21 protein-coding genes and 3 pseudogenes are annotated in these 25,949 nt (G+C 61.2%); 16 read left to right on the top strand and 8 right to left on the bottom strand.

Annotated elements, in window-relative coordinates:
• Nucleotides 1-53: 53 nt before the first annotated feature.
• From OLZ32_RS12380 to OLZ32_RS12370, 3 genes and pseudogenes are all read left to right on the top strand, one after another.
• A complete protein-coding gene (locus OLZ32_RS12380) occupies nucleotides 54-734 on the top strand; it encodes a GntR family transcriptional regulator (protein WP_003550891.1) in 681 nt (226 codons plus the stop codon).
• 105 nt (nucleotides 735-839) lie between these two features.
• Nucleotides 840-1,054, top strand: a pseudogene (locus tag OLZ32_RS12375) (transposase); the annotation flags it as partial.
• A 64-nt stretch (nucleotides 1,055-1,118) separates the two neighbouring features.
• Nucleotides 1,119-1,322, top strand: coding sequence for a hypothetical protein (locus OLZ32_RS12370; protein WP_454824381.1), 204 nt, complete (start codon nucleotides 1,119-1,121; stop codon nucleotides 1,320-1,322).
• Between the two features lie 23 nt (nucleotides 1,323-1,345).
• On the opposite strand, the gene OLZ32_RS12365 is transcribed toward OLZ32_RS12370, so the two are convergent.
• From OLZ32_RS12365 to OLZ32_RS39370, 3 genes and pseudogenes are all read right to left on the bottom strand, one after another.
• Entirely contained in the window at nucleotides 1,346-1,762 is a 417-nt protein-coding gene (locus tag OLZ32_RS12365; RefSeq protein WP_264396212.1) for a DUF3830 family protein, read from the bottom strand.
• A 5-nt stretch (nucleotides 1,763-1,767) separates the two neighbouring features.
• On the bottom strand, nucleotides 1,768-2,541 hold the full coding sequence (locus OLZ32_RS39375) for an amino acid ABC transporter ATP-binding protein (RefSeq protein WP_026160271.1): 774 nt from the start codon (nucleotides 2,539-2,541) through the stop codon (nucleotides 1,768-1,770).
• A 105-nt stretch (nucleotides 2,542-2,646) separates the two neighbouring features.
• Nucleotides 2,647-3,180 (bottom strand): annotated as a pseudogene (locus OLZ32_RS39370) (amino acid ABC transporter permease); the annotation flags it as partial.
• Between OLZ32_RS39370 and OLZ32_RS12355 the strand changes: the two are divergent.
• Nucleotides 3,127-3,536: pseudogene (locus OLZ32_RS12355) on the top strand (oxidoreductase); the annotation flags it as partial. The pseudogenes OLZ32_RS39370 and OLZ32_RS12355 overlap by 54 nt on opposite strands.
• 157 nt (nucleotides 3,537-3,693) lie before the next feature.
• Here the strand turns inward: OLZ32_RS12355 and lhpI are convergent.
• Together lhpI and OLZ32_RS12345 are read right to left on the bottom strand one after the other, a co-directional pair.
• Complete coding sequence (lhpI, locus tag OLZ32_RS12350; RefSeq protein WP_264396211.1) at nucleotides 3,694-5,451, bottom strand: cis-3-hydroxy-L-proline dehydratase; 1,758 nt, start codon at nucleotides 5,449-5,451, stop codon at nucleotides 3,694-3,696.
• Nucleotides 5,452-5,624: 173 nt separating this feature from the next.
• Nucleotides 5,625-5,930: a hypothetical protein gene (locus tag OLZ32_RS12345; RefSeq protein ID WP_264396210.1), complete on the bottom strand. Its 306-nt coding sequence runs from the start codon at nucleotides 5,928-5,930 to the stop codon at nucleotides 5,625-5,627.
• 440 nt (nucleotides 5,931-6,370) lie between these two features.
• Between OLZ32_RS12345 and OLZ32_RS12340 the strand changes: the two genes are divergently transcribed.
• On the top strand, nucleotides 6,371-7,555 hold the full coding sequence (locus OLZ32_RS12340) for an MFS transporter (RefSeq protein WP_264396209.1): 1,185 nt from the start codon (nucleotides 6,371-6,373) through the stop codon (nucleotides 7,553-7,555).
• 154 nt (nucleotides 7,556-7,709) lie between these two features.
• Here the strand turns inward: OLZ32_RS12340 and OLZ32_RS12335 are convergent, their stop codons facing one another.
• Entirely contained in the window at nucleotides 7,710-8,717 is a 1,008-nt protein-coding gene (locus tag OLZ32_RS12335) for a nitroreductase family protein (protein WP_264396208.1), read from the bottom strand.
• 338 nt (nucleotides 8,718-9,055) lie between these two features.
• Between OLZ32_RS12335 and OLZ32_RS12330 the strand changes: the two genes are divergently transcribed.
• From OLZ32_RS12330 to OLZ32_RS12290, 9 genes are all read left to right on the top strand, one after another.
• Nucleotides 9,056-9,826: an aspartate/glutamate racemase family protein gene (locus OLZ32_RS12330; RefSeq protein ID WP_264396207.1), complete on the top strand. Its 771-nt coding sequence runs from the start codon at nucleotides 9,056-9,058 to the stop codon at nucleotides 9,824-9,826.
• Between the two features lie 33 nt (nucleotides 9,827-9,859).
• The gene (locus tag OLZ32_RS12325) at nucleotides 9,860-10,777 is read left to right on the top strand and encodes an ABC transporter permease (RefSeq protein ID WP_264396206.1); all 918 of its coding nucleotides are present in this window, start codon (nucleotides 9,860-9,862) and stop codon (nucleotides 10,775-10,777) included.
• Nucleotides 10,777-11,580, top strand: coding sequence for an ABC transporter permease (locus OLZ32_RS12320; protein WP_003550873.1), 804 nt, complete (start codon nucleotides 10,777-10,779; stop codon nucleotides 11,578-11,580). Before OLZ32_RS12325 ends, OLZ32_RS12320 begins: the two co-directional genes overlap by 1 nt.
• Before the next feature lie 47 nt (nucleotides 11,581-11,627).
• Nucleotides 11,628-12,731 (top strand): ABC transporter substrate-binding protein, encoded by a 1,104-nt coding sequence (locus OLZ32_RS12315; RefSeq protein ID WP_264396205.1) that lies wholly within the window; start codon nucleotides 11,628-11,630, stop codon nucleotides 12,729-12,731.
• 67 nt (nucleotides 12,732-12,798) lie between these two features.
• Nucleotides 12,799-13,863 (top strand): ABC transporter ATP-binding protein, encoded by a 1,065-nt coding sequence (locus OLZ32_RS12310; RefSeq protein ID WP_264396204.1) that lies wholly within the window; start codon nucleotides 12,799-12,801, stop codon nucleotides 13,861-13,863.
• 84 nt (nucleotides 13,864-13,947) lie between these two features.
• Nucleotides 13,948-15,489, top strand: coding sequence for a hydantoinase/oxoprolinase N-terminal domain-containing protein (locus OLZ32_RS12305; RefSeq protein ID WP_026160272.1), 1,542 nt, complete (start codon nucleotides 13,948-13,950; stop codon nucleotides 15,487-15,489).
• 7 nt (nucleotides 15,490-15,496) lie between these two features.
• Complete coding sequence (locus OLZ32_RS12300; RefSeq protein WP_264396203.1) at nucleotides 15,497-16,585, top strand: DUF917 domain-containing protein; 1,089 nt, start codon at nucleotides 15,497-15,499, stop codon at nucleotides 16,583-16,585.
• 4 nt (nucleotides 16,586-16,589) lie between these two features.
• Entirely contained in the window at nucleotides 16,590-17,678 is a 1,089-nt protein-coding gene (locus OLZ32_RS12295) for a DUF917 domain-containing protein (protein WP_028742496.1), read from the top strand.
• 72 nt (nucleotides 17,679-17,750) lie between these two features.
• Nucleotides 17,751-20,501: a helix-turn-helix transcriptional regulator gene (locus tag OLZ32_RS12290; RefSeq protein WP_264396202.1), complete on the top strand. Its 2,751-nt coding sequence runs from the start codon at nucleotides 17,751-17,753 to the stop codon at nucleotides 20,499-20,501.
• Between the two features lie 144 nt (nucleotides 20,502-20,645).
• Here OLZ32_RS12290 and OLZ32_RS12285 read toward each other — a convergent pair whose 3' ends face one another.
• The gene (locus OLZ32_RS12285) at nucleotides 20,646-21,875 is read right to left on the bottom strand and encodes a flavin monoamine oxidase family protein (RefSeq protein ID WP_264396201.1); all 1,230 of its coding nucleotides are present in this window, start codon (nucleotides 21,873-21,875) and stop codon (nucleotides 20,646-20,648) included.
• Nucleotides 21,876-21,963: 88 nt separating this feature from the next.
• Between OLZ32_RS12285 and OLZ32_RS12280 the strand changes: the two genes are divergently transcribed.
• The gene (locus tag OLZ32_RS12280) at nucleotides 21,964-23,505 is read left to right on the top strand and encodes a cation:proton antiporter (protein ID WP_260111307.1); all 1,542 of its coding nucleotides are present in this window, start codon (nucleotides 21,964-21,966) and stop codon (nucleotides 23,503-23,505) included.
• Between the two features lie 90 nt (nucleotides 23,506-23,595).
• Here the strand turns inward: OLZ32_RS12280 and OLZ32_RS12275 are convergent, their stop codons facing one another.
• Nucleotides 23,596-24,654, bottom strand: coding sequence for a LacI family DNA-binding transcriptional regulator (locus OLZ32_RS12275; RefSeq protein ID WP_264396200.1), 1,059 nt, complete (start codon nucleotides 24,652-24,654; stop codon nucleotides 23,596-23,598).
• A 246-nt stretch (nucleotides 24,655-24,900) separates the two neighbouring features.
• On the opposite strand from OLZ32_RS12275, the gene OLZ32_RS12270 reads away from it, so the two are divergent.
• Nucleotides 24,901-25,884 (top strand): autoinducer 2 ABC transporter substrate-binding protein, encoded by a 984-nt coding sequence (locus OLZ32_RS12270; protein ID WP_264396199.1) that lies wholly within the window; start codon nucleotides 24,901-24,903, stop codon nucleotides 25,882-25,884.
• The last annotated feature ends 65 nt before the right edge of the window (nucleotides 25,885-25,949 follow it).

The raw sequence follows: 25,949 nt of genomic DNA, 5'->3' as shown, positions 1-25,949 counted from the left end.
TAACGGCGGACCATCAACCCGCCATCGCCATCGTAAGATCTGGTTTTCAGAAAATGAGTGAAATGCTGCCTGAAACGCCGACCTCGAATACCGGGCCTATCCTGCGCACGGCATTGCATGACACACTTGTCGGCAGGCTTCGTGATATGATCATCGAAGGAAACCTGGCCCCGGGGTCCAAGCTCCATGAAAGCCAGCTCGGAGAGCAGCTCGGCGTCTCCCGCACCCCGCTGCGAGAGGCGATCAAATATCTTGCAAGCGAAGGGCTTGTCGAGCTCGTTCCGAGCCGTGGGGCGATCGTTAAACGCTTCAGCAGCAAGGACGTGCACGATATGATCGTCGTGTTAAAGAGCCTCGAGGAACTCGGCGGACAGCTAGCATGCACCACGGCTACCGACCAGGAGATTGCCAAAGTGAGGCATCTTCACGACGAGATGCTACGCTGTTACGAGTCTGGAGACCGGCTTCGCTACTACAAATTGAACCAGGAAATTCATACGCAGATCTGTCAGATCGCCCACAATGCCGCCCTCAGCGACATGCAGGCGTTGTTGCAGTCGCGCCTGAAAAGAATACGCTTCATCGGTCATGAAGGCGCTGAAAAATGGGCAGCCGCAGTAGCCGAACATGAAGAGATGATCACGGCACTGGAAGCCCGCGACGGGAAAGTCTTGGCGGACGTCCTCGGTCGCCACCTCCTGAACGCCTGGGAGCGTGTCAAAGATTCCGTGTAACCCGTCCGGCACTCATTGCCGGCTTCGTTCGTTTATCGCCCCGCACATTAAACGGGTTCAAAATTAGAGACTTTGATGAAGACGAGCAGATTCAGCAAGCCATAAATCCTTGCAATCCTTCGCCGGGCAGAAGGCGGGGTCCCTGTGCCCGGGCGATGCCGGGAACATGCGAGCACAGCGTCCCTTCATAAATGGCGAGCCAAATACGGCGGCCGATGATCAGCCAGATGAAGACCCTGGAGGACGAGAACCCTCGGCTGAAGAAGATATATGCCGAGATGAGCATGGAGGCCGAGCTTCTGAAGGAGGCCTTGGGAAAAAATGACGCGGCCCAGTATCGTAAGTGACACCCACACGAGAGAGAGAGAAACGAGCTGCTTGGGATTGGAATCAGACCTCGCTGAAACTTTGCTGCAAGCCCCTAAATATCTTCAGGCAGCCATCAACGACTTTATCAAAGAGCACGATGAAGAGCCGAAGCCGTTCATCTGGAAAGCAGACTCTGACGACATTATTGCAACCATCGGACGTGGGCACCGAATGTTGGAACAAACCACTAGCGCGAGACGGATTGCTCTGGATCTTTGAAAAGCAGCTCGGCCGATTGACGGTCAAATCTGCGCCGCTTCGAAGCGGATAGACTGCGCGCCCTCCCAAAGCGTCTTGCGCCCGACTTCGTATAGTTTGTCGAGGCCGGAAGTGATCGTGATGAAATGGTTGCCGGCAAGTTGTCCGACCTTCGAGGAAAAAGCCACACCGCCATAGGCGATGAGGATTTCGGTTTCACTTATACCGCCGGGATAGAGGATAACATGGCCGGGCGCCGGATGGCTGGTATGGTTCTCGTAGTTAACGCCGAAATCGAAATCCCCAAGCGGTATCCACACGCCCTCGCCCGACCAGCGCACATGTACGATCTTTCCCTCAAATGGCATGCGTTCCAAAAACGCCTTTGATGTGTGGGGCGCTTTTTCAGTCTCCAAGACAGCGTCGAAAACATACGGGCTGGCGGTTATCGTTAATTTCATTGTCGTCAAATTTCCACAGAGGTAGCAATAGAATCTGTGTCAGACACTCGAGCGATCCTGCTCGTAAACTCGCGCGTACGCTGCACCTGAGGAGCGTCGAATATCTGCTCCGGCCGCCCGATTTCCTGGATCTCGCCATTCGCCATGAAGACGACCCGATCGGAAACCTCACGCACGAAATTCATTTCATGGGAGACAGTCAGGAGGGTGATGTTGTCGGAAGCGAGGAGCTTGATGGTGTCGAGCACCTCGCTCACCCGTTCCGGATCGAGCGCGGACGTGACTTCATCAAGCAGCAGGATTTCCAGCTTCAGGCAAAGCGCCCGCGCAAGTGCGACACGCTGTTGCTGGCCGCCCGAGAGCTCGTCTGGATAGGCGTTCAACTTGTCGCCAAGCCCCACCTTCTCAAGCAGACGCCGGGCGTCAGCCTCCACCTCACTCCTGTCGCGCTTCCGGATCTTCGCCGGAGCAACGGTGACGTTGCCGAGCACGGTCATATTGCCGAAGAGATTGTATTGCTGGAACACGATCGCGAGCTTTTCCCGCGCGACCTTGAGCGAACGGCGGTCAGCATAGTCAATCCTTTCGCCGTCGAGAATAATCTCGCCGCGCTCCGGCCTAAGGAGACCGGTGATCACCCGCAGCAGCGTGCTCTTTCCGGACCCCGATGGGCCGATCAGGCTCACGATCTCGCCACGCTCCACCGTCAGGTTGATGCCGTCAAGGACGGTGTGATTAGCGTAACTGGCCGTGAGACCGCGAATGTCGAGATGCGCCAAGATAGCTCTCCAGATGGGCCCCCAACCGGGCCAGGGGTAGGAAATCAGAAAGTAGAGAATGAGGACCGTCGCGAAGACGAGCAGAGCCGAAAAGCCCTTGGTATTGAGAATCTTGCCCGCCTGGGTGAGTTCGAGAACACCGATCTGGGAGGCAAGTGCCGTGTCCTTGATGAACAGGACGAAATAGCCGAACACCGGTGGCAGGATCAGTGGCCAGGCTTGCGGCCAGCGAACCAGCCAAAGAATCTGCCAGGGCGAGAAATTCATGACCTCGGCAGCCTCGAGCTGGCTCGGGCGCACGGCGGCAAGCCCGGCGCGGATGATCTCCGCCACGAAGGCCGTGGAAATAACCGAGGTGCTGATGAGCGTGACAACCAGCGGCGATAAATCGAAGCCAAGCACCTGCGCGCCGAAGAAGAACACCAGCAAAGTCACCAGGAAGGGCACGCGCCGAAACACTTCGACATAAACTAAGGCGACGACCTTGAAGGGCAGGAGAAGCCGAGAGCGCGACAGGCGGGCCAGGGACAGGACCGTTCCGAATACGATCCCTAAGAGGCAGCCGACGGCCGAGAGGAGGAGCGCGCCACCACCTTCATCGACCGCGCGATGCTTGCCGAAAAGGGTGGGCCGTTGCAAAGGGAACGCTGGAGCGGTGGTATCGACAGTGTTGGTTCGACGACGCTCGCCAATGCGCTGTCCCAGACGGTTTACGGCTGCGCAATCGCGTGCTGCGGCCCCTCGCCGGCGGTGCTGATCTTCCGGCCACTGTGCTGCCGCATATCCTGCGTGCCGTAACCTTGATTGGCATCGATTCCGTGATCGCCACCCGCCAACAGCGGCTTTCCGCATGGGCGCGGCTTACCCGCGATATGGACAAGGGCAAGCTCGACAGCATGACGACTGTTGAGCCTATGTCCAGGCTGCCACAACTCGCTGAAGACATTGTCGCGGGCAAAATTCGCGGCCGGGCCGTCATCGATGTGAATGGTTAAGCTGGAGAAGATCGCGAAACAACGTTAAAGTGGCAGGAACGAGAACTGTCGAAAATCATGCGGTCGTGACCTGAACCCTTCAATCTTTGGCGGCGTGATCAAGACATCACGCTCCATGGTCGCCAGAAGCGGAAAAATGATTGCTCCAGCGGCAGCGCTAGGCCGGCCGCAACCAGCGGGGCGCCGCCTTGCTATGTACCCCACTACATGCAGCCGCAACGCATGCGGCCATGCCACCGAAATAGAAGCGTCGACCGGTTATCCCTGGCCCGTAATGAGCATATTTGCCCGAGTTCGTCAGTATGGTTTTCGCAAGGGTAGGAATAATCGGATCAGTGATCATGCACCAGCATGTGTCCGTCACGAACTGCACCCCGAAATGTTCGAGGGCTGGTATCAGCCCGGCTTCGTTGGCCTTGTCGTATGTTGCGCGGCCGCAGGTAACGACCACTGCCGCATCCACATGCTTCTTTCGCCCGGTACACATGGACGCGAGCTTCTCGATTTCGCTGAGCGAGAAATGCGGATTGCCGAGCGAGACGAGATCGACGCGCTCCTCGTCGGCGCTGTTGAGTTCCTCCCAACTCGACGCAAGTTCCTCGAGCCGAAGATCGATCGAAGGAATGCTGATGCCTGCGGGGGCAACGGCATCCAGCGTCTTTGCCTCAGGCGTCACCCCCACGATGTGAAACATCGGCGCACTGGAAACGGTCGCAAAGGCCGCACCGAAAGCCTTGAGATCATCATTGGTTGGATCGGCCTGATCGAGGCCGGTGACAACAGGGATAAGGTTCGATGCCAGAGTGCCGATGTGATAACCGAGCAGCGGATAGAAGGAATCGTCGATGCCCTCGATATTGCCGACGCTGACGACCAGCCCGGCTTTTCGATTGATGTCGATGTGTGGACCTGCCAGCGGCGCGCGGCCGGTGAGTGCGATGCAAATGTCGAGAAAGTCCGGATATTTCATTGTCCGCGCGCCAAGAACGCTGTTGGCGTAGACGACGGCATTCGATTCTGCCCAGGCCACCTGCTCGCCGATCCTGGGAGCCGTCTCGAGCAGATAGGGCGCGCAGGTGAAGGTCGGCCGCGCGCCCATCTCGACATAAACGTCACCCAGCTTGCTGGCCGGTTCGCCCAGAACGGGATCAATACCTTGCGAGCGCCAGCGTCGATGATCGACCGAAATCGAGTTGAGTGTCGTCGGTACCACGACGCGCCCGCCGAGATCACGCAACCTTTCGGCAAACGAAAGCGAGCCGGGTCCGGTGTAGATGCAGCCGTCGACGTGGACCTGTGAGACATCCATCAGTTGAGCGGCCCCCTGCAGCTTCGCCATTCTGAGAATTATGCGGATCGCCGATTGCGCAGCCTTCCCGTGATCACCTGCCAGATAAGCTCTATCCAGCTCCGACAATTCGACGTCACCGAAAAGATGGCCAGAGTGCTGGCTGTGCGCCGGAATGGCGTCCGTTGCTAACCCGTCGGCCGAACAGAAGACCACGTTTCCGTCGATTTCGACAAAGGCCGAACGCACCACTTTGCGAAAATTCTCGGGCGTGAGCGTCACAACGGGAATGGATTGACCGAATACCTCCTCGGCGATGACGACACCGAGTGTGAGGATATCCTCCTCTCGCTCGAACAGCATCGCTTTAGGACCTTTGCCATTCAGCAAAAGCTCCAACATCACGCCACTTCCAGAGCAGGATCCCCTACCCCCGGGGATCGCGAGGATATGGTCTTTGAGAGAGCGGCCACTCAAGGGGTGATGCCGATCGATCACCTCGCCGGTCCAGGGATCGACCCCACCCCAGAAACTTAGTTCAAGATCGCTTGCAACAACATCGCCCGAAGCCTTGCCGCGCACGTACGGGGTACCAGAGAAAATCCATCCGTCAAGAAGGTTGACCATCTGTGAGCCTTTGAAGGTGGGTGACTGTGCAAGCAAGCACATCCAGATAGAGGCCGGTATCCAGGAACAGAGGCCCTCCGATTGCCGGTCCCTTAGCAACCCATGGAAGATCTTCGTCGGGCCCACGCTCGATCGTCGCGACGTGCCTCTGGGGCTTTAGTGACCGGAGGGTTTCAGAGAGATCTAATCCCAAGATCGATATCCGTCGGGATGCGGCCCTTGCGGCCCACCAGACGCGGACCAAAGTCGTCTTCGAGAGCCAGCCGTGAAAGCGCCAATTCCAGCAGCTCGGTGTCGGAGGTAACACGGGCACGCTTCTTGGCTGCCTCGATCAACTCCGACGGCACACGCCCCGACAAGCGGGTATTCTTCGCCGTGCCAAGGAGACCGACGGCCTTCGCTTGCTCGAGTACGAGCTTATTGCGGGCCAACGCGACTTTCGCTTCGCTTTCCGGAGCAGTGGGTGGTTGGGTACCCATAAGATTCTCCTGTGTTGAACGGAATATAGATTTCGTTGAACGGGAAGGCAAAGTTCAATAGCGGTAGGCAGGTTGCGATCCAGGCGTTCGCGGCAAACCATCATGGGAATGACGACGGGGACATTGGGAGATTCTCTGGGGCCGTCGGCTCGGCGGCGCAGAGTTCAACCTTGTTGATGCAGAAAGCGATCTGTAATCTCAAGTGACGGAACTGTATCTGGCGGCGAAGGGAAGCTCGCGTTCAGAATCGCGGCGGCGAGCTTGCAAGCTTGATCAAACGGCCCGCGCACGTCACCGCGGCTAGGCAAATCGCGCCGGTCCCCAAGATCACCTTCTCCGACGCATTTCCTCAGAAACAAGTTTCGATCTCAGGCCCTGTGAGATAGACATCACAGGTCCATACGCGCGTGCTTCGACGCGTCAATCCCCGGAGTTGCATCATGAAAATCGCGCCGCAGCAGCGGATCTATGTCTGCTTCTTTCTCTTCGCTGTGTCGCTCGGGGCGCTGCTGTCGAGGATGCCGGATTTGCAGGTTGCGCTTGGCGTCAATAAGTCCGAGCTTGGTTTAACGTTGATAGGGGCTGCGATCGGCGCCTTGATTTCGTTGACTTTCTCTTCGCCCCTGATCGCCCGGCTCGGCGCGCGTACGACGGCATTCATTACTGTTCTCGGCACGTCTGCGCTGCTATCGCTGGTGCCGTGGATCGGCGCGGCGCCGGTCGTGTTCTGTGTGCTCTTCGTCGAGGGGCTGCTCGCCGGGGCGCTGGAGATCAATCTCAATGTTGAGATTGATCGCATCGAAGCGCAGCTAGGACGCGGCGTGATGAACAGGGCGCATGGTTTCTGGAGCCTCGGCTTCTTCGTCACAGCGCTTGTCTCCTCAGTCGTCCGCCAAGCCGGCATTTCGATGGAACTCCATCTCGCCGTGACGTTTGTCACGGTTCTTGTCATCGGCATCTGGGCGATTTCCGGCATGCGGAATGCGCCGGCGCGGATCGCGTTACATGAAGGCAAGGCGCCGCTGGTAGCGCTTCCCACCTGGGGCCTAATGCCGCTCTGCGTGATCGGCATCGCGGCCTTTCTCGTCGAAGGTGCCGGGATCGACTGGTCGGCGATCTATATGCGCGATGTGTTTTCGGTCGAGCCCTTCATTGGCGGACTGGGATTGACGCTTTTTACCTTCTGCATGGCGCTGGCGCGCCTGTTCGTCGATCCGTTGGTCGATCGGTTTGGCGCGCGGGCCGTCGCCACGATGTTGCTTGTTCTTTCGGCGATCGGCATCTGCGCCGTGTCGGGGGCGCCGCATCCCTATGTCGCGCTGGCGGGTTTTGCCTTGATGGGCGCCGGCTGCAGCGCGGTCTACCCTCTCGCCGTTTCGGCGTCGGCCCAACGCACAGATCGCGCGGCGTATCTCAACGTCGCCGCCCTCGGCCAGATGAGCTTTGTCGTCTTCTTCCTGGCGCCGCCGCTGCTCGGTTTCATTGCCGAACATGCCGGCATCCGGACATCCTATCTCGTCTGCCTTCCGCTGATCATTTACGCGCTCTTTTCGGCCAAGGCGCTTGCTACGCGCCGGGCTGCCGGCGGCGGTAGCGCTGCGACTGCTCGGAGCGTCAACGGGTAATGGATTGTGCTGCCGGTTTTTGGGCGCGCGATTGGTTCAGCGCCACGGCATCGACCGCCTGCCGGATGTCGATGGCGATAAGCCGGTGAAGAAGAAGTTCAAGAGCTACCCGATCGACCGAGGGTGTCGAGTGCTGCCGCTCGACGATTGAGGCTTACCGAAGCGGCGGTTCGTGCGTCAGGACCATGTCGATCGGCTTTCGGGCCGATACCGGCACGCGAAAATCCTCGCGCATCTCACCGAAACCGATCAGCGTGATGATGATTTCGTTGTCGGGGATGCCGACGCAGGTCCGCATCTTGATATCCTGCTCGCGCGCAGCGCTCCAGTTCAGCATGCAGGCGCCCAGCCCCTCCGCGTGGAGGCCGAGCGCCAGCGTCATGGCGAACATGCCGCCGTCCACCCATCCCTGGTTTCGTTCGCCGACCGTATTCCAGTGCGACAGGTCGACTGTCACGACGAATACGCCGCCGAGCTGGTCGCCGAAGCCGCGATTGCCATCATGGTGGGCGAGAACGCGGGCGATCGACGGCTTCTCGGTGAAGGCGTAGACGCGGCATGTCTGTCGGTTGCAGCTCGAAGGCGATTGCTGGGCCGCACGGATGGCTCTTTCGATCTTCTCGAAAGCGACTGTCCTGTTGCCGTCATACTGGCGCACGCTATGGCGTGCCTCCATGAAGGAGACGAAATCCATCCGCGCATGCCTGACGATCTCGGCTGCACTGACCGCCTCGCTGCCGCCGGGCCGGATATTGTGCCCGGCGCCGGCGACGACGAGCAGATCGTCCAGCAGTGCCTGTGCCTCGCTGACATCGCCCTGCTCCGCATTGAAGGCGACATAGGCCGAGAGCACGGAAAGGCCGATATCGGCCGAAGCGTCGCGGCCGTGCTGCTCGATATAGCCGCGCGTCTCTGCCGCCAGCAGCCGCACCTTGTCCATGCCGAAGCCATTGCGCGGATTGGAAAGCGACATGCCGTATTCCAGCATATGCGCCAGGAGATGGATATGTGCCCGCCGGTTTTCGCGCGACTGTGCGCCATCGATGAAGGAGGCGCGGCGGAAACGGCGATAGTCATAGGCGAAATTCGCAAACAGGCGCCACGCCGTTCTGGCGCGGTTCTGGAAGGATGATGCGGAAGGCGCGGCTTTGGCCGAAGGCATGGCACGATTCCCCCGTGATGAGCAGGCGGTCTTGAACCTGCTGTCGTCGATGCAGGGTTATTCGTCTGCTCGGCCTCGTCAAACCCCCTGCCTGCAGCGGATTTTCATGCCGGGATGCGATGCCTCTGGAATCAGCCTATCGACAAGCATTTGTTTTAAAATTGCTTTTTCTAGAGCACCCTATCCATTCGGATAGGTTCGCTGCCATCCGTGCTGGCGGATGACCCATCCGAATCACTTCCGCACCTACTCATTTCCGAACTTCCAAGCCGGGGCGGACTGCGGCACCGTAAGCCCATGAATTGCCCAGAGCGAATTGCGCATCAAGGAGGCCGGCCGTGCAGGATAGCGTCGTAGAAATTCGCGTGGTGTCACCGATCGTCACCAAAGGATTTCGCAAAGTCGCCGATCTCCGGGCGTTGGAATATCCGGGCATCAAGGTCAGCCACGCGCAGATTACGGCCGGGCCGGGATCGATCGAGAGCGAGTTCGAGGCTGCCCTCTCGGTGCCGGGAACGATTGCCGAGGCGATCAAGGCGCAGAATGAAGGCGTCCATGCCGTCATCATCGACTGCATGGGCGATCCGGGTCTCAGGCCGTCGCGGGAAGCCGTGACGATCCCGGTGCTCGGCCCCTGCGAGACCGGCATGCACCTTGCGGCGATGCTCGGCCACCGGTTTTCCGTCCTCACCGTCATGCGCCGGCTGCGGGCATCTTTTGAAAACACGGCGGCCGTCGCCGGCCTTTCGACCAAGCTCGCCTCGGTGCGCAGCGTCGATATTCCCGTTCTGGAATTGGAGGAAGATCTCGACCGGACGAAGGCGATGCTGATCAAGGAAGGCATCCGGGCCGTCGAGGAAGATGGCGCCGAGGCGCTCGTCTTCGGCTGCACCGGCCTGATGGGCTGCGCCTTCGCTCTGCGCGAGGGGCTTTTGGCGCATGGCATCGACGTGCCTGTCATCGACCCTATCCCTGCCGCCGTTTCCGTTGCCGCAGCGTTGGTGCGTTCGAACCTTTCCCACAGCAAGCTGACCTTCCCGCAGCCGCCCGAAAAACAGTTGCTCGGTTACGACTATATTCATCTGCCCATGCCGCTTGCGGCCGAATGAGAGAACGCTGGACGTTCCATTGAGAGGACAGAGATGGCGATTGCGCAAGCTGACACCATGACACAAACGGAAAAGCGGAAAGGATCGACTGCCGCCCTTCAGGATTTCCGCCTGTGGTGGCTGGTCATCCCGGCGTTCCTCGTCTTCCTTGTCTTCTTCGTGATCCCGACGGCGTCACTGTTCGGGCTCGCCTTCAACAAGTCCGTCGCCGGCGTCATCGCCCTCAACAGCCAGATCACCTTCGACAATTTCGTCCGCATCTTCACACGGGCGAGCTATTATGAATCGATCCTGCGCTCGATCTGGATTTCAGCCATCGTCGGCGCCGCCTGCCTGTTCTTCGGCTATCCCCTCGCCTACGTCATCGCGAAAACCGTGAAGCCGAGCCGCGCCACGCTTTTGATGATCCTCGTGCTCTCCTCCATGCAGCTCGACATGGTGATCCGCATGTACGGGCTGATGGTGCTGCTCGGCGATAACGGCCTCATCAATGGATTTCTCTTGAGGGTCGGGGCGATCACGACGCCGCTGCCGCTGATGTACAACGTCTTCGGCGTCATCGTCGGGCTGGTGCAGATCACCCTACCCTTCATGGTGCTATCGCTGATCGGCATCATAAAGGCCATCCATCCCTCGCTGGAGGAGGCGGCGCGCAGCCTCGGCGCCTCGCGCTGGCACGCCTTCGTCACCATCGTGCTGCCGCTCTCGATGCCCGGAATTCTGGCCGGCACGCTTCTGGTCTTCGCGCTTTCGATCAGCTCCTATGTCGTCCCCGCCCTGATGGGCGGCTGGAAGGTGATGGTGCTGCCCATCCATATCTATCAGCAGATCGCCGAGGTCGGGCGCTGGCAGTTCGGCGCCGCCATCGCCGTCGTGCTCTTCGTGACGAGCATCGCAGCTGTTGCGGTCTATCACCAGGCGGCGGTCAGAACCTCGGGAGGGCGCACCTGATGCGCCAAGAATCCGCCATCCCCTTTGCCTTCAAGGCCATCTCGCTGCTGTCGCTGGCGATCCTGCTGGTGCCGGTCTTCATCGTGGTGCTTGCCGGCCTGAATTCTGGCGACTACCTGACCTTTCCGCCGGAGGGCCTGTCGCTGCGCTGGATACAGGCCTTCTTGACCTCGCCGGTATTCCTCTCGGCCTATGGCGTCAGCTTCATGATTGCGTTGGTCTCGACGCTGATCTCAACCGTGATCGGCACGATGGCGGCGATCTATCTGACACGCTCGCAGAGCCGTACCTCCAGCATCTTGCGCGGCTTCTTCATGCTGCCGATCGTGCTGCCCGGCGTGGTACTCGGCCTTGCCCTCTATGTCTTCTACGTGACCACGGGCATCGGCCTTGCCCGCACCATGCCGGGGCTGATCATCGGCCACGTGATCGTCACCTGCCCCTTCGTCATCGCGACGGTGACCGCGGCGCTGGTCGGCTTCGACCGCTCGCTGGAGGAGGCCGCCCGCAGCCTTGGCGCCTCGCCCTTCACCGCCTTCCGGCTGGTAACGCTGAAGATCATCGGGCCGGCAATTTCGGCGGGCACGATCTTCGCCTTCATCGTCTCGTTCGGCCAGTTCGAAGTCACGCTGTTCCTGTCGACGCCGAACCTGCAGACGCTGCCGATCGCGATGTATGTTTCCATGCGCTACCAGTTCGAGCCGACGGCCGCCGCCGCGGGCATCTTCGCCATCGCGCTCGTCATTCTCTCCACCGTGCTGACTTCCAGACTCGTCAACCTGAAACGCACCTTCGGGGGATGAATACCGCCACGCCTACACATCAACGATAGAGCAAAAAGGGGAACTTCATGACTGAGAAAACGACTGGGCATACCCGCCGCACGATCCTGAAGATGGGCGTCGCTGCCACCACGCTGCCTCTGTTCAATATCAATCACGCCTGGTCGCAGGATGTCGCCTTCGACGGCAAGGTCTTCGATGCCGGCGGCGCTGTGCTGCGCGTCGGCGAATGGGGTGGCCCCTGGGGTGAGCTGGTCAACAAATATCTGCTGACCGACTTCCAGAAGGAGTTCAACTGCAAGATCGAGTATGACTCGACCTGGCCCTGGTTCCCGAAATTCGTCGCCGGCGGCTCCGAGAAGCCGCCGCTCGACATCACCAACTGGAACCTGCCGGAGATGTTCAAGACGGCAAAAGCCGGCGATTTCTTCCTGAAGCTCGACGAACTGCTGCCGAACGTGCCGAACGCCAAGAACCTCTGGCCCTTCGCCACCGCCAACGGCGTCGGCGTCACCTGGGCCTTCAACCAGTATGGTTATGCCTACCGCACCGATCTGGTTTCGCCGCCGCCCTCGTCGTTCAAGGATCTCTGGAAGCCTGAATTCGCCGGCAAGCGCGGCACCTACATCACGTCAAACACACTGCAGATGGACTTCTTCCTCGTCGCCTGCGGTATCTTCGGCAAGGATCAGTACGATCTCGATGCCGGCTACGAGGCGATGAAGGCGCTGATGCCCGCCAAGATCTCCGATTTCACCGGCAACATGCAGACGCTGATGGACCGCGGCGAAGTAATAGTCGCCGTGCTCGACGATGCCGAGCCGATGCAGGCCCGCGACAAGGGCGCGCCCTTCGCCTTCTGGTACTGGACCGAACAGCAGCCGATCCTGACGCAGACCTATACGATCAGCCGCTACGCCGAACCGATGCAGAAGAAGCTCGCCTTCGCTCTTCTCGACCGCGCCCTCGATCCGACCTTTATCGGCAATATGGGCAAGGAATTCTACCTGCGCCCGACGGTCAGCAACGCGGTCCTGCCCGAAAACCTCGCCAAGGCCGGCGTCGTCAACAGCGCCGACGCCATCAAGGGCTTCTGGGTGCCGGACTGGAATTCCTACCTCGAAAACGAAGACGACATCGTCGAAACGGTCAACGGCATCTTCGCCAGCTGATGCCGCAGCAGCGGGCGGTTTCCTCGCCGCCCGCTATTCATCTTGATAACAGGAGAGCCTTCGCCGCATGTCCGATATCCATCTGAAAAAGCTCGCCAAATCCTACGGCGACAGCGTCGCGGTCGCCGGCATCGACCTGCACATCGCCGAAGGAGAGTTCTTTTCTCTTCTCGGCCCATCCGGATGCGGAAAATCGACGACGCTCCGGATGATCGCTGGTTTCGTGCCGCCGAGCGGCGGCGAGATTCTCATCGGCCGCGACGACGTGACGAGATTGCCGCCGGAGAAGCGCGACATCGGCATCGTCTTCCAGAACTACGCGATCTTCCCCCACATGAACGTTGCCGACAACATCGCCTTCGGCCTGAAGCTTCGGAAGCTGCCGAAGGAGGAGATCCGCAAGCGCGTCACCGCCGCGCTGCGCCAGGTCGGGCTTTCGGGATATGAGGAGCGTTTCCAGCGTCAGCTGTCGGGTGGCGAGCAGCAGCGTGTCGCTCTTGCCCGCGTGCTGGTGACGGAGCCCCGCATCCTCCTTCTCGACGAGCCGCTGTCGGCGCTCGACAAAAGCCTCAGGGAGGAAATGAAATACTGGATCAAGGATCTGCAGAAGAAGCTCGGTATCACCACCGTCTATGTGACCCACGACCAGGACGAGGCCTTGACGATGTCCGACCGCATCGGCGTCATGCAGAAGGCGCACATCGTCCAGGTCGGGACGCCCGAGGAAATCTACGAACGGCCGAAGACGCTGTTCGTCACCACCTTTATTGGTCATTCGAACGTGATCGACGTGACGGTCGGCGCCAATGACGGGCAAGGCATGACCGTGCTGCTGGAAGGAACCGTGTTGCCGACGCGGGGTCCCGAGGGGCTTACCGCCGGGCAGGCGGCAAAATTGGTGGTGCGTCCCGAGAACGTGATCATCGGTCCCGACACCTCATCCGGCATCAGCCTTTCTGCAACGGTTCTCAGCGAGACCTACCAGGGCGCGCTGGTGCGCTATCGGCTGGCGGTCGGCTCGCAGGAGATCGTCGCCGAGCGCCAGAACCAGTCCCGCACCGAACGATTTTTCCCAGGCGCCGCAGTCACGGTCGGGTGGGATCCCGACCGATCCGAGGCGCTCGTCGCCTGAAGCAACACGGAAACAGCGATCATCGCCAGCACCGGAGCTTTCCGCTCCGGCGCCACGGCCAGGCACATTCTCACGGAGGTCATGATGCGTATTGGAATAGATGTGGGCGGCACGAATACCGATGCTGCCCTGATGGACGGCCCGCTGGTGCTCGGGGCATGCAAGAGCCCGACCACCAGCGATGTCGGCTCGGGCATTGTCGCCGTGTTGAAGCAGGTGCTGTCGATGACCGGCGTTTCGGTCTCGGAAATCCAGGCGGTGATGATCGGCACGACGCATTTCACCAATGCCGTCGTCGAGCGCAAGCGGCTGCTCGAAGTCGCGGCCATCCGGCTCGGCCTGCCGGCGACCAAGGCGCTGCCGCCGATGACCGACTGGCCGAAGGATCTGGCCGATACGCTCGGCCGCCACACTTTCATGGTGCGCGGCGGCAACGAATTCGACGGCCGCAAGATCGCGCCGCTCGATGAGCCCGAAATCCTGCGCATCGCGGGTGAAATCCGCAGCCGCGGCCTCACGGCGGCCTCGATCACTTCGGTGTTCTCGCCGGTCACACCCGACATGGAACTGCGGGCAGCCGAGATTCTCGGAAACGAGATCCCCGGCCTGTCGATATCGCTCAGCCACGAAGTCGGCCGGGTCGGTTTCCTCGAACGCGAAAACGCCTCGGTGATGAATGCATCGCTCGCCGACCTGTCGCGCAAAGTCGTCAGCTCCTTCCGCAACGCGCTGAAGGAGTTGGCGATCCATGCGCCCTTCTATATCAGCCAGAACGACGGCACACTGATGGTGCCTGATTACGTCGAGCGTTATCCGGTGCTGACATTCGCCTCCGGCCCGACCAATTCCATGCGTGGCGCGGCGATGCTTGCCGGCGAAAGGGAGGCGATGGTCGTCGATATCGGCGGGACCACGTCGGATGTCGGCATGCTGATGCAGGGCTTCCCGCGCGAGTCTGCCGTCGCCGTCGATATTGGCGGGGTCAGAACCAATTTCCGCATGCCCGACGTGCTCGCGATCGGTCTCGGCGGCGGCTCGATTGTGCGCGACGACGGCGCCCGCATTGGCCCGGATTCGGTCGGCTACGAAATTACCTCCCGCGCCCTGATCTTCGGCGGCGATACCCTGACCACGACAGACATCATCGTCGCGGCCGGCCTCGAGGATATCGGCGACCGTTCACGTGTCGCTCATATCCCGGCAAGGACGATCGAGACGGCGCTCGACACCATCCACCGCATGGCCGACGAGGCCGTGGACCGGATGAAGACGAGCGCCGAGCCCCTGCCCGTCATCCTGGTCGGCGGTGGCTCGATCCTGATCTCGCGCGACCTGCCCTCCGCATCGCGCGTCATCCGCCCTGAGAACGCTTCCGTCGCCAATGCGATTGGCGCTGCGATCGCGCAGGTCGGCGGCGAGGTCGACCGCATCTTCTCGCTTGAGGGCACCTCCCGTGACATCGTGCTCGGCGGCGCCAAGAAGGAAGCCGAAGAGCGCGCGGTCAAGGCGGGTGCAGAGGCCGGAACGGTCAAGATCATGGATATCGAGGAAGTGCCGCTCGCCTATCTGCCGGGCAGTGCGACGCGCATCCGCGTCAAAGCCATCGGCGATCTCGTGATCGGATGAGGACCCTATGAAACTCAACAGTCAACAACTCTGCGACCTCGCCGTCGGCGCGGCATTTCTCGGGACCGGCGGCGGCGGCGATCCCTATGTCGGCCGGCTGATGGTGCAGCAATGCCTCGACGAAGGGCTTGAGGTGAAGATCATCGACCCCAAGGAACTGGCCGACGACATGCTGGTCATTCCGACCGCCATGATGGGCGCGCCGACCGTGCTGGTCGAGAAGATCCCGAGCGGCGAGGAGGCGATGTTCTCGTTGCAGCGGCTCGAACGCCATCTCGGCCGCAAGGCGCAGGCGACCATGCCGATCGAGATCGGCGGCATCAACTCGACGATCCCGCTCGTCGTCGGCGCCCGCCTCGGCCTGCCGATCGTCGACGGTGATGGCATGGGACGCGCCTTCCCCTTTCTCGAAATGGAAACCTTCGGCGTCTACGGCGTGTCCGGCAGTCCGATGGCCGTCAGCGACGAATATGGCGATTGCGCCATCATCGAAGCGGTCGACAACCGCCAGATGGAATGGCTTTCGCGCGCCGTCGCCACCCGCATGGGCGGCTGCGCCTATATCGCCGAATATGCGATGTCGGGCGCCGACGTCAAACGCACCGCCATCCCGAACACGCTGAGCCTTGCCATCCGCATCGGCGAAGTCCTGCGCAACGCCAAAAGCTCGCACGAGAATCCGATCGAGGCGCTGCTCGGCTTTCTGCCTTCGACGCTCTATCGCTACGGGCGCATCATCTTCGGCGGCAAGATCACCGATGTCATGCGCGAGACCAAGGCCGGATTTTCGATCGGCCGCGTTACGATCGGGGGGCTGCCGCCCTTCGGCTCGACGATGGAGATCGAGATCCAGAACGAGAACCTGATCGCCCGCGTCGACGGCAAGGTGAAGGCGATCGTGCCCGATCTCATCTGCATCATGAACACGGAAACGGCCGAACCCATCACCAGCGAAAACCTCCGCTACGGACAGCGCGTCACCGTGCTTGCCGTCTCCGTTCCCGAAATCATGCGGACACCGGAGGCGCTCGATGTCTTCGGCCCTGCCTGCTTCGGGCTGAAGGAACCCTTCATTTCCATCGAAGAGATCGGCTGAACATATGGCAATCATCACCAACGAGGATATCGACGATCTGGCGGTCGGCGCGGCCCTTCTCGGCACCGGCGGCGGCGGCGATCCCTATATCGGCAAACTCATGGCAAAGGCGGCGATCGAACGTCACGGTCCTGTCGATCTTCTGCCGCTGGACGACGTACCTGACGGCATAGAGGTCGCCGCCTGCGGCGCGATGGGGGCGCCAACGATCCTGATCGAGAAGATGCCCAGTGGCGAAGAGATCGGGCTTGCACTCAGAGCCTACGAGAAACGTGTCGGCAAGGCGATGGGGGCAATCATCCCCTTCGAGGCTGGCGGCATCAACTCGATGGTGCCGATCATGCTGGCGGCGGAATGCCGGCTCCCGGTCATCGACGCGGACGGCATGGGCCGCGCCTTTCCGCAGCTCGAAATGGAGACCTTTAACGTCTACGGCGTGCCCGCCGCACCCGTGACCGTCGCCGACGAGCAGGGCAACGTCGTCATCATCGAGACGGAAAGTGCGGCCAAGGCGGAATGGCTCGCTCGCGGCGTGACGATCCGCATGGGCGGCCAGTCCTATATCGTCAATTACGGCATGGACGGCCGCACGACCCGTCGCGTATCCGTTCCCGGAACGATGTCGCTTGCCATCGGCATCGGGCGCACCATCCGGCTGGCGCTTGCTGCGCATCGCGATCCGCTCGCCGACCTGATCGAATTCTTCTCCGGAACGCATTACGAGACCGCACGCCTTCTGGCCTCGGGAAAGGTTGTCGACGTCTCGCGGCGCGAGCAGAACGGCTGGTCGGTCGGCGTCGTGACGATCGAACCTTTCGACACAAGCCGCAGGCCGGTGCGCATCCAGATCCAGAACGAGAATCTGGTGGCCGAGGAAGACGGCAGGGTGCTGGCGATCGTGCCGGATCTCATCTGCATCCTCGAAGCCGATACTGCCGAACCGATAACCACCGAACGCCTGCGTTATGGCCAGCGGGTCAACGTGCTTGGCGTCAAAGTGCCGCCGATCATGCGCACACCGGAGGCATTGGACGTCTTCGGCCCTGCCGCCTTCGGCCTGACGCAGAACTATGCACCGCTCGAGGCCGGTTAGATCTGGGCTGGCACGGGATATGCTTCTTAAAGCTCGCTAGTCAGGATGGTCGAATGAGCGAGGCGTTTTTGGATGCATCACAGTCGTTCCGAAGGCAAAACTGCAACCCGCCCCGGCGGCGGTGAACTGAAGACGCTAGGTTCCCGTTTTCGCCCGCCGCGCATGCTGTTCACGGCCATCGACCGTCCCTTTCCCCTTTCGAAGATCCGCGACGGTCTGGCGCGCCAGATCGTCGTCGTCCATGCACCGTCCGGCTTCGGCAAGACGGCGCTGCTCAAGGCGGGATATGAGGCAGTCACTTCCGGCTCCGATTATTTTCAGTCGCTGTTCGATGGCGGTGTCGGTCATTGCGGCTGGATCACGCTGGACCCCGCGCATACCCGGCCTGCCGAACTGCTAGCCGATCTTTGCCTGGCGCTCGGCATCCGCGCCCCACAGCCTCCCGCCTCCCTGCGGGAGCTGTTCGACATCGTCGCCGATCGGGAAAGTGGCGCAATCTTGTTTATCGACGAGCTCGATATCGCTTCCTCACCCGACGTGCAGGCTTTCCTCGATGGATTTTTCTTAGGTGCCCCCGACAATCTGAGGATCGTCTGCGCATCGCAGCAGAAACTGCCGCTGCCGCTCGCCCGCCTCAGGGTGCGCGGCCTTGTCACGGAGATCAACGCCGTCGATCTCGCCTTCAGCCGCAACGAGATCCGCAGCCTGTTTCCACGCAACATCAACACCGGCGACGTTGCAAACTTCGTACGCGCCACCCGTGGATGGCCGGCCTTGACGCAGATCGCGCTCGGCGTGATGGAGAGCGGTGGTGCAGACGAGCGCGACAGGCTGCTGGCTGGTGAACACCCCGATCTTTTCCGCCATATCGACGAAGCCATCCTGCGTCTGCTGTCGCCGGCGCTTCGCCGAATGCTATGCGTCACCTCGATCCTGGAGGAATTCCCGCTGGAGCTGGCAAGCCATCTTTCCGGCACCGATCTGCAGGCAGATGACCTTCGGCTGCTCGAGGATATGAGCCCGCTGATCGAAAAGAGCCAGACCGGTGCGGCTTGGTACAGGCTTCATCCGATCGTGCGGAAGTGCCTGACGATCGAGCTTGCCGGTGATCCCCAGACCGACGAGGCAACACTTCACTCCATCGCGGCGATCTGGTTTGCCGAGCGCGGGTTCCTGGAAAGGGCCGTTTCACACGCGGCGCGCGCCGGCAACTTTTCGCTCGCTGCACAGACGATCCGGCAGGCCGGCGGCGTCAATCTCTTCATCCGCGCTGGCCACACAGTGCTCGAACATCTGATCGACGACCTGCCCGCCGGCGTCATCCACGAATCTCCGAGCCTGTCGCTGTGTTACGTGCTGGTGCTCGCGAAGAAGGGGCACATCAAGGCGGCGCGCGAGCGGATGGAAGCAATCAAGCAAGGCCGGGCCTTGCATGGCGACGAGTTCCTGACGATCGAGGCATCGACGCTCGATCACATCGACGGGCTGGTCGATATCTATGAGGATCTTCATCTCGACGATGCGCAGATCCTGCATCTCGAACGAATGGCGTCAGGTTTCTCGCCGCAATCGACCTGGGAGCTCGGCTGGATCTACAACCATCTGTGCATCGCCTATACCAGGCGCGGCAATCTAGACCTCGCCCGGCTGAGTGCCTTGAAGGCATTGGCCTATTACCGCGAGGAAAAGACGGCCTATGCCCAGATCTTCATGCTGATCCATCTGGGGCTGGTCAATACGCTCGCCGGCAACTTCTCGGCGGCGCTGACTTTCTGCCGGGAGGCGCAGGACCTGATCCAGAGCGCGCAGTGGACCGACGTCAATCTCGAAGCGATCTGCCGGGTGGCGACGGCGGATGTTCTCTACCTCCAGGGCGAGATAGCGCTGGTCGAAAGGAGCCTTGGTGAAGCCGTCAATGCCGTGGTCCAGGGCGAGGGCTGGGTCGATATCTATTCCCGGATGTTTTCGCTGCTGGCCCGTAGCCGGCTGCGGCTGAGCGGTCTCGATACGGCAATGGCAGCGATCGACAAGGCAGAAGAGGTCGCCGTCGAACGCGCGCTGCCGCGCCTGAAGATTGCGGCCGACATCATGCGCGTCGATATCTTCTCGAAGACCGGCCTGATTGAATCGGCGGTGCTTCTCGCCGAGCGGTTGGTTTCATCGTTGCGCGATCCCGAACTCGGGCGCTTCTGGACTTGGCGCGAGGAAAGCGATTTCCTCGTTGCACAAGCGCGCCTTCTCAAAGCCCAGGGACGACCAGCCGAAGGGCTCGCCAATCTGGAGATCGTGATGGCGCGAAGCCGCGCGAACGGCAGCGGTTATCACCTGCTGGCGGCGGAAATCCTGGCAACGGTTGCCGCCTGGAACGACGGCCGGCATGCTCAGGCGCTCGAATATTTCCAGCTGGCGATCGCGCGTGCCCGCTCGCACGAGGTGACCCAGCTTTTCGAGGACGAGGGACTCGAATTCTCCACGGTCGTGCGGGCGATCGTGCGGCGTTTCGGCCTGAAGGTCTTCAGTGCCGATGCCGTCGACTTCATCGGTCGCATAATTGGCCAGGGTGAAAAAAGCGTCTTTGGCAAACCCGTCGATAACGGCCGCCGGATCAAGGGTCCTCTTGCCGGCGGCAAAAGTCTTCTCAGTCAACGCGAGCAACAGGTCCTGCTCTGCCTGCACGAAGGTAAGAGCAACAAGGAAATCGCCCGCGCGCTCGGGCTTTCCGAGCCTACGGTGAAATTCCACCTTAAGAATGTGTTTTCTAAACTGGGGGTCAGTCGCCGGGCAATGGCCTTGGCAGTTTCGGCTAAATTGAACCTTAGATAGCGACGGAATGCCGACACTGTCAGCGGAAACGATCTATAGTTGCACGTAAACAATCCGAACCGGTCAATCATGAAATTCTGCCAGCTGATGATGGTCGGTCAGTGGCATCGGTGTGTTGAGGGTCACGAGATGCACCCTGCTATATCAGGAGCGTGTTAGAACGGCCGCAGCCTGGTCGGCGGCCCGCAACCCGCTTTCCCATGCGCCATGCGCGGTCGAAAAGTCGGACTGGTGCGTTGCCTCGCCGGCGAAAAACAGCCGGTCACCGACCGGTCGCGCCAGGACTGCGCGTGCGCTCGCATGGCCGGGCAGTGCATGGCTGTAGGAGCCGCCTATCCAATCGGTACGACACCAGGAAGAGGCTGCCAGGGGCCGCAAGTGGCGGCGAATGTTGTTGCCGAGCAGCGATGACAGCTGGTCGAGTGCGAAGGCAAATGCGTCCAGCAAACCCGCGCGTTCGATGACGACAGCGCCGTTTCCGCCGAAGAAGCCTTCGATGATTGGCCGGCCGAGCGGCCGGATATAATAGCTGCCGGTCTTGGCATTTTGCGGGTCGCCGAGCAGATGGGTCTCCGGCTCGAGACCATGATTGCCATGGAGTTCCAAAAACAGCTTGTCTGCGAGGCCAAGCGGCAGCTGACTTGCGGCATGGAGGTGATCGTCGGCCTCCGGGGCGAAGATAATGGTTCCGCGGGCCAGAACCGTGGTCGATGCCGTGATGATCGCGGCACCTGACGTGACAGGACCGCGGTCGGTCTCCAGCTGGACGCCGTTCGCGGTCAATGTCACACGTCGAACGGGCGTCGAAAGGCGCAAGGCCACGTTTGGAACGGTCGCGCTGATCAGACTTCCATAGCCTTCCTGCACCCGCCAATTGGCGTCGGTCGCTGCATTGTCATAGGCAAGAAAGTCGGCGATCGACAGCCGATCGAGCGGCGTGCCGTTCATATATCCGCTGAGGGACTGGCAGTAGGCGTTCCATTTGCCGCCCGGCTCCAGCGCGTCCGACGCCCTGTCGCTGGCGGGAGGATTGGTCCGCATCCGCTCCTCAAGAGCGGTCCATGCCGCCGCCGCCGCGGCGCGCTCATCCTGCGTAAAGCCGAGATCGCGCCACTGGCTTTGCCACGCCGTCGGCCCGCGCTCGATATTGAACCCGGCCCCACGGCCAATGGCGACGAGAGGATTGCGCTCGGCGGAATGCAGCCAGCCGCAACCCATATCCAGCGGCATTCCGGCCAGCTCGATTGTCCAGGCCCGTCCACCCACGCGGTTGCTGGCTTCCAGGATGATGACCGAGCGCCCGGCATCGGCCAGCCCTTTTGCTGCTGCAATGCCGGCTGCGCCAGCGCCGACAATCGCAACCTCGTAGTCCATCGTCGCCCTCATCAGCTTGATACGACACAAGCTTTACATCGGGGCGGCACCCGCTTCAATGTGCTCGAAAGCCTGCTAGTATGCTGAAATGACGTTCTTCGAAACACTTGTTGCATTGCTGGCGGTTGCCATCCTGCTGCTGCAGGTCACGCGTCGTATGCGCCTGCCCTACCCCGGCATTCTGGCTGCCGCCGGCGTCGCCGTGGCGATGTTGCCCGGCGCGCCCACGATTCCGATCGATCCGCCGACGGCGCTCGCTCTGTTCATCGCGCCCGTTCTTGTCGATTCGGCCTATGACTTCCCGGTGGGCGCGGCGCGGCGCATGCTGCTGCCGTTGTTCTTCTATGCCGTCGTCGCTGTTCTTGTTACGACAGGCGTGGTCGTGTCGATCAGCATGCTGACGGTCGGGCTTCCGATTGCGGTTGCGGTCACACTTGGCGCAATTGTTTCGCCGCCCGATGCCGCAGCCGCCACGGCAGTCCTTTCCAATTTGCCGGTCGCCCGCCGTGTGGATGCTTTGCTCAAGGGAGAAAGCCTGTTCAACGACGCGACCGCTCTGCTGCTTTTCGGGGCCGCGCTGACTGTCCAGGCGCGGGGTGGGCTGGATGCCGGGACGGCACTTCAGGTGGGGTTCGCCGCACCCGGAGGAATCCTGTTCGGCATCGCCTTCGGCTTTTTTGTCTCGCGGCTTCGGCCGATAACCGAAAACACGGTCGGCGGGACCCTGCTTCAATTCGTCTACGCTTTTTCGACCTGGCTGATCGCCGAACATCTGCACCTGTCGGCTGTCCTTGCCACCGTGGCGAGCGCAATGACGCTCGCCACTCTCTCTTCGGTCAAGGATTCACCACGGATGCGGGTGCATTCCTTCGCCGTCTGGACGACTGTCGTCTTCCTGCTGAACGTGGTGGCTTTCCTGCTGATGGGCCTGCAGGCGCGCCGCATCCTTGAAGCGATGTCGGCCGAAGAGCTTCAGCGGGCGATGGGATTTGCCGCCATCGTAGTGGTCGGCGTCATCCTTTCGCGCATGGTGATGGCGTTCCTGCTTCACGCCGTCGTCGCGTCTCGCCACCGAAGCGGCCATGAATTGGCGCCTTTCACATCCGGGGAAACCTTGCTGGTGGGTTGGGCCGGTATGCGCGGCCTCGTTACGCTGGCGACGGCCTTCGCGCTTCCCGCCGACTTTCCCGAGCGAGACCTGGTCGTGCTCACGGCCTTCACGGTGGTGCTCGCAACCCTGGTCATTCAAGGGGCGACCCTGGCTCCGATGATCCATTTCCTGAAACTCGGTCGGCAGGCAGAAGTCCGCGATGAGCTCAAGGCGGCCCGGAGATCGCTCGCCGAAGCTGCCTTTCAGCGGCTTGAGAAGGAAGGCGGCACCGAGGCCGAAGCGATCCGGACGATCTGCAAGGATCATTGGACTGCATCAACCGATGCAAACGAGACCTCGCCGCTCGATCGCCGCCGTCACCTGACGATCGCCGCCGTTCTTGCCCAGCGCCAGCGGCTCGAGGAATTGCGCGACACAGATCAGATCGGCGCGACGCAATATCTCGAGCTGCAGGAAGACCTGGACTGGAAGCAGCTTTCCGTCGGCTCCGATGAAGATCGCCGCATCACAGAAAGCTAGATCCGATAAGGCAGTTGTTGATGCCAACGCAATCGGCATCAAGGTGTCCGTTGCTGCGTCAGCCCAGCCTCGCCAACGCGGCAGGACGCATTACTCGATATCCTTCAGCGCGTCGAGCGGGCCGGTCAGTGCCGTGCGGGGTGGCACGAGTGTCGGCCGCACCAGATGCGTGATTGGCGGACGGCGGTCCGCATCGAGGATCGCAAACCCCTTGGTGATCATCGTTTCGCTGTCCTGCCGGATCATGAAGACGGGGAAAGGCAGGAAAGAGCCGAAGGGATCGTAGTCGTAGCAACCGACGATGATATCGGCGAAGGTCTCGTGCGGGTGCAGGGCGAGGAAGCGCATCAGCCCTTCGAGATTGATCGAGGAATTGACGAAGAATGCGCGCGGCAGCTTTCCGTGGCCTTCGTAGAAGGCTTCGAAGGCGCGGGCCGTCATGGCGGGTGAATAGCCGGTCGGCTGGATGCAGACGTCGGGATCTGCGCCCAGCAATGCGCGCTTTACGTCGCGGAAACCGCGAATTCGCTCATGGCTGGCATGGTCGTTGCGGCCGCCGAACAGGTACAGATCGTCAGGTGAAAGCGGTCCATCCTCCTGCGCGCGCTCGATGATCGCCTGTGTCAGCATGCGCGCACCTTCATGATTGTCGCTGATGATCGACGGCGCCAGCGTGCCGGGCAGATCGATGTTGACGTGTTTCAGCCCTGCTTTTTCGCAGACCTTGTGCACGCCATCCGGATCGGTTGCGCCGGCGATGAAAAGCTCATCGATCGAATAGGAGATCAGTGTCTCGACGACCTGGCGCTCCTCCTCCGGGTCGCGACAGGCACTGACGACGAGAGGGCACTGGCCGCGGCTTCTGACCTGCGCCTCGAAAGACTGGGCCATCGAGGAGAAATAGCGGTTGTCGTGCACCGGCAGCAGAAGACCGACGAGACCGGAGCGGGACGAACGCAGGCCACGAGCCTGCAGGTTTGCCGTATAGCCGTGCTCGTTTGCCAGCTTCTGAATGAGCTGCGCCGTCGCCTCCTTGATACGCCGCTTCCGCCAGCTTCCGTTCAGCACGGCGCTCACGGTGGAAGGCGACGCACCCGATAGCATCGAGAGATCGTAGATCGTCGCCTTCTTCTTGCCGATGTCGGTCATATCTCGCCTTTCCTTTGTCGCTTCCCTTAGAAACAAACCCCTCTTGACGAAAGCTCTACCTTGATCGATAGTCATTGCACCATCGATTGTGCAAAAAAGAAAGATCGATTGTGCAAAAGATGGTTCGCCGGAGGAGGCGGGATGGGAGGCAAGGGTATTCCCTCGCCAAGAAGCAACCAGGAACAACCTGCCGCAAACCGGCCGGTGGTCGTCGTTCGTATGAGCGACCTTTGAGGAGGAGTGAGGATGAGGAGCCTTATCGTAGCGGCATTTGCCGCATCGCTGTCGCTTGCCGGGGCGGTGGTCGCGTTTGCGCAGGACGCGCCGAAGGTCGGCGTTGTCGTCAAGATCGGCGGCATTCCATGGTTCAACGCGATGGAAGCCGGCATCAAGGAACAGGGCCAGAAATTAGGCGTCGATGCCTTCATGATCGGCCCGACCAGCGCCGACCCGGCGCTGCAGGTGCGCGCCATCGAGGATCTGATCGCCCAGGGCGTCAAGGTTATCGGCGTGGTGCCGAACGATGCCAAGGTGCTCGAGCCCGTGCTGACGAAGGCGCAAGCCGCCGGCATCAAGGTCATTACCCATGAATCGCCTTCGCAGAAGGGCGCCGACTGGAATTTCGAACTCGCATCGGCCACCGGCTTCGGTGAAGCGCATGGCAAGCTGCTCGCCGAGAAAATGGGCGGCAAGGGCGAATATGCCGTCTTCGTCGGTTCGCTGACCGTGCCGCTCCACAACGCCTGGGCGGATGCCGCAATCGCCTATATCAAGGCGAATTACCCGGACATGAAGCTCGTCGGCGAGCGCTACGGTGTGGCGGAAGACGTCGACAAGAGCCGCTCGACGGCGCTCGATCTCATCGCTGCGCATCCGGATCTGACCGGCTTCCTCGCCTTCGGCAGCCAGGGTCCGATCGGCGCTGGGCGCGCCATCGAGGAACGCCGCAAGACGGGCAAAATCTTCGTGCTCGGCCCGTTCTCGCCCGGCCAGGGTCAGAAGCTGATCAAGTCCGATGCGATATCGGGCGGCTTCATGTGGAATCCGAAACAGGCCGGCGAAGTCTTCGTCACGCTCGCCGATCGCCTGATCAAGGGCGAGAGCGTCAAGGACGGTGATGACATTCCAGGTCTCGGCGTGATCAAGCCTGTTGGTAACGACATCATCGTCGATCAACTGCTGCCGATCAACAAGGATACGGTCGACGACCTGGCCGCTATGGGCCTCTGAAGAGGCCCCCTCCCCGGGTGTCGGGCTGGTCCATGTCGACCGGCCCGGCGTTCGGGAAAGAGAGC

It is taken from the genome of Rhizobium acaciae (genome assembly GCF_025941625.1).
GTDB lineage: Bacteria > Pseudomonadota > Alphaproteobacteria > Rhizobiales > Rhizobiaceae > Rhizobium > Rhizobium acaciae.
Note: the sequence above shows the minus strand (reverse complement) of the source record. Positions and strands in the feature narration are given on the sequence as shown.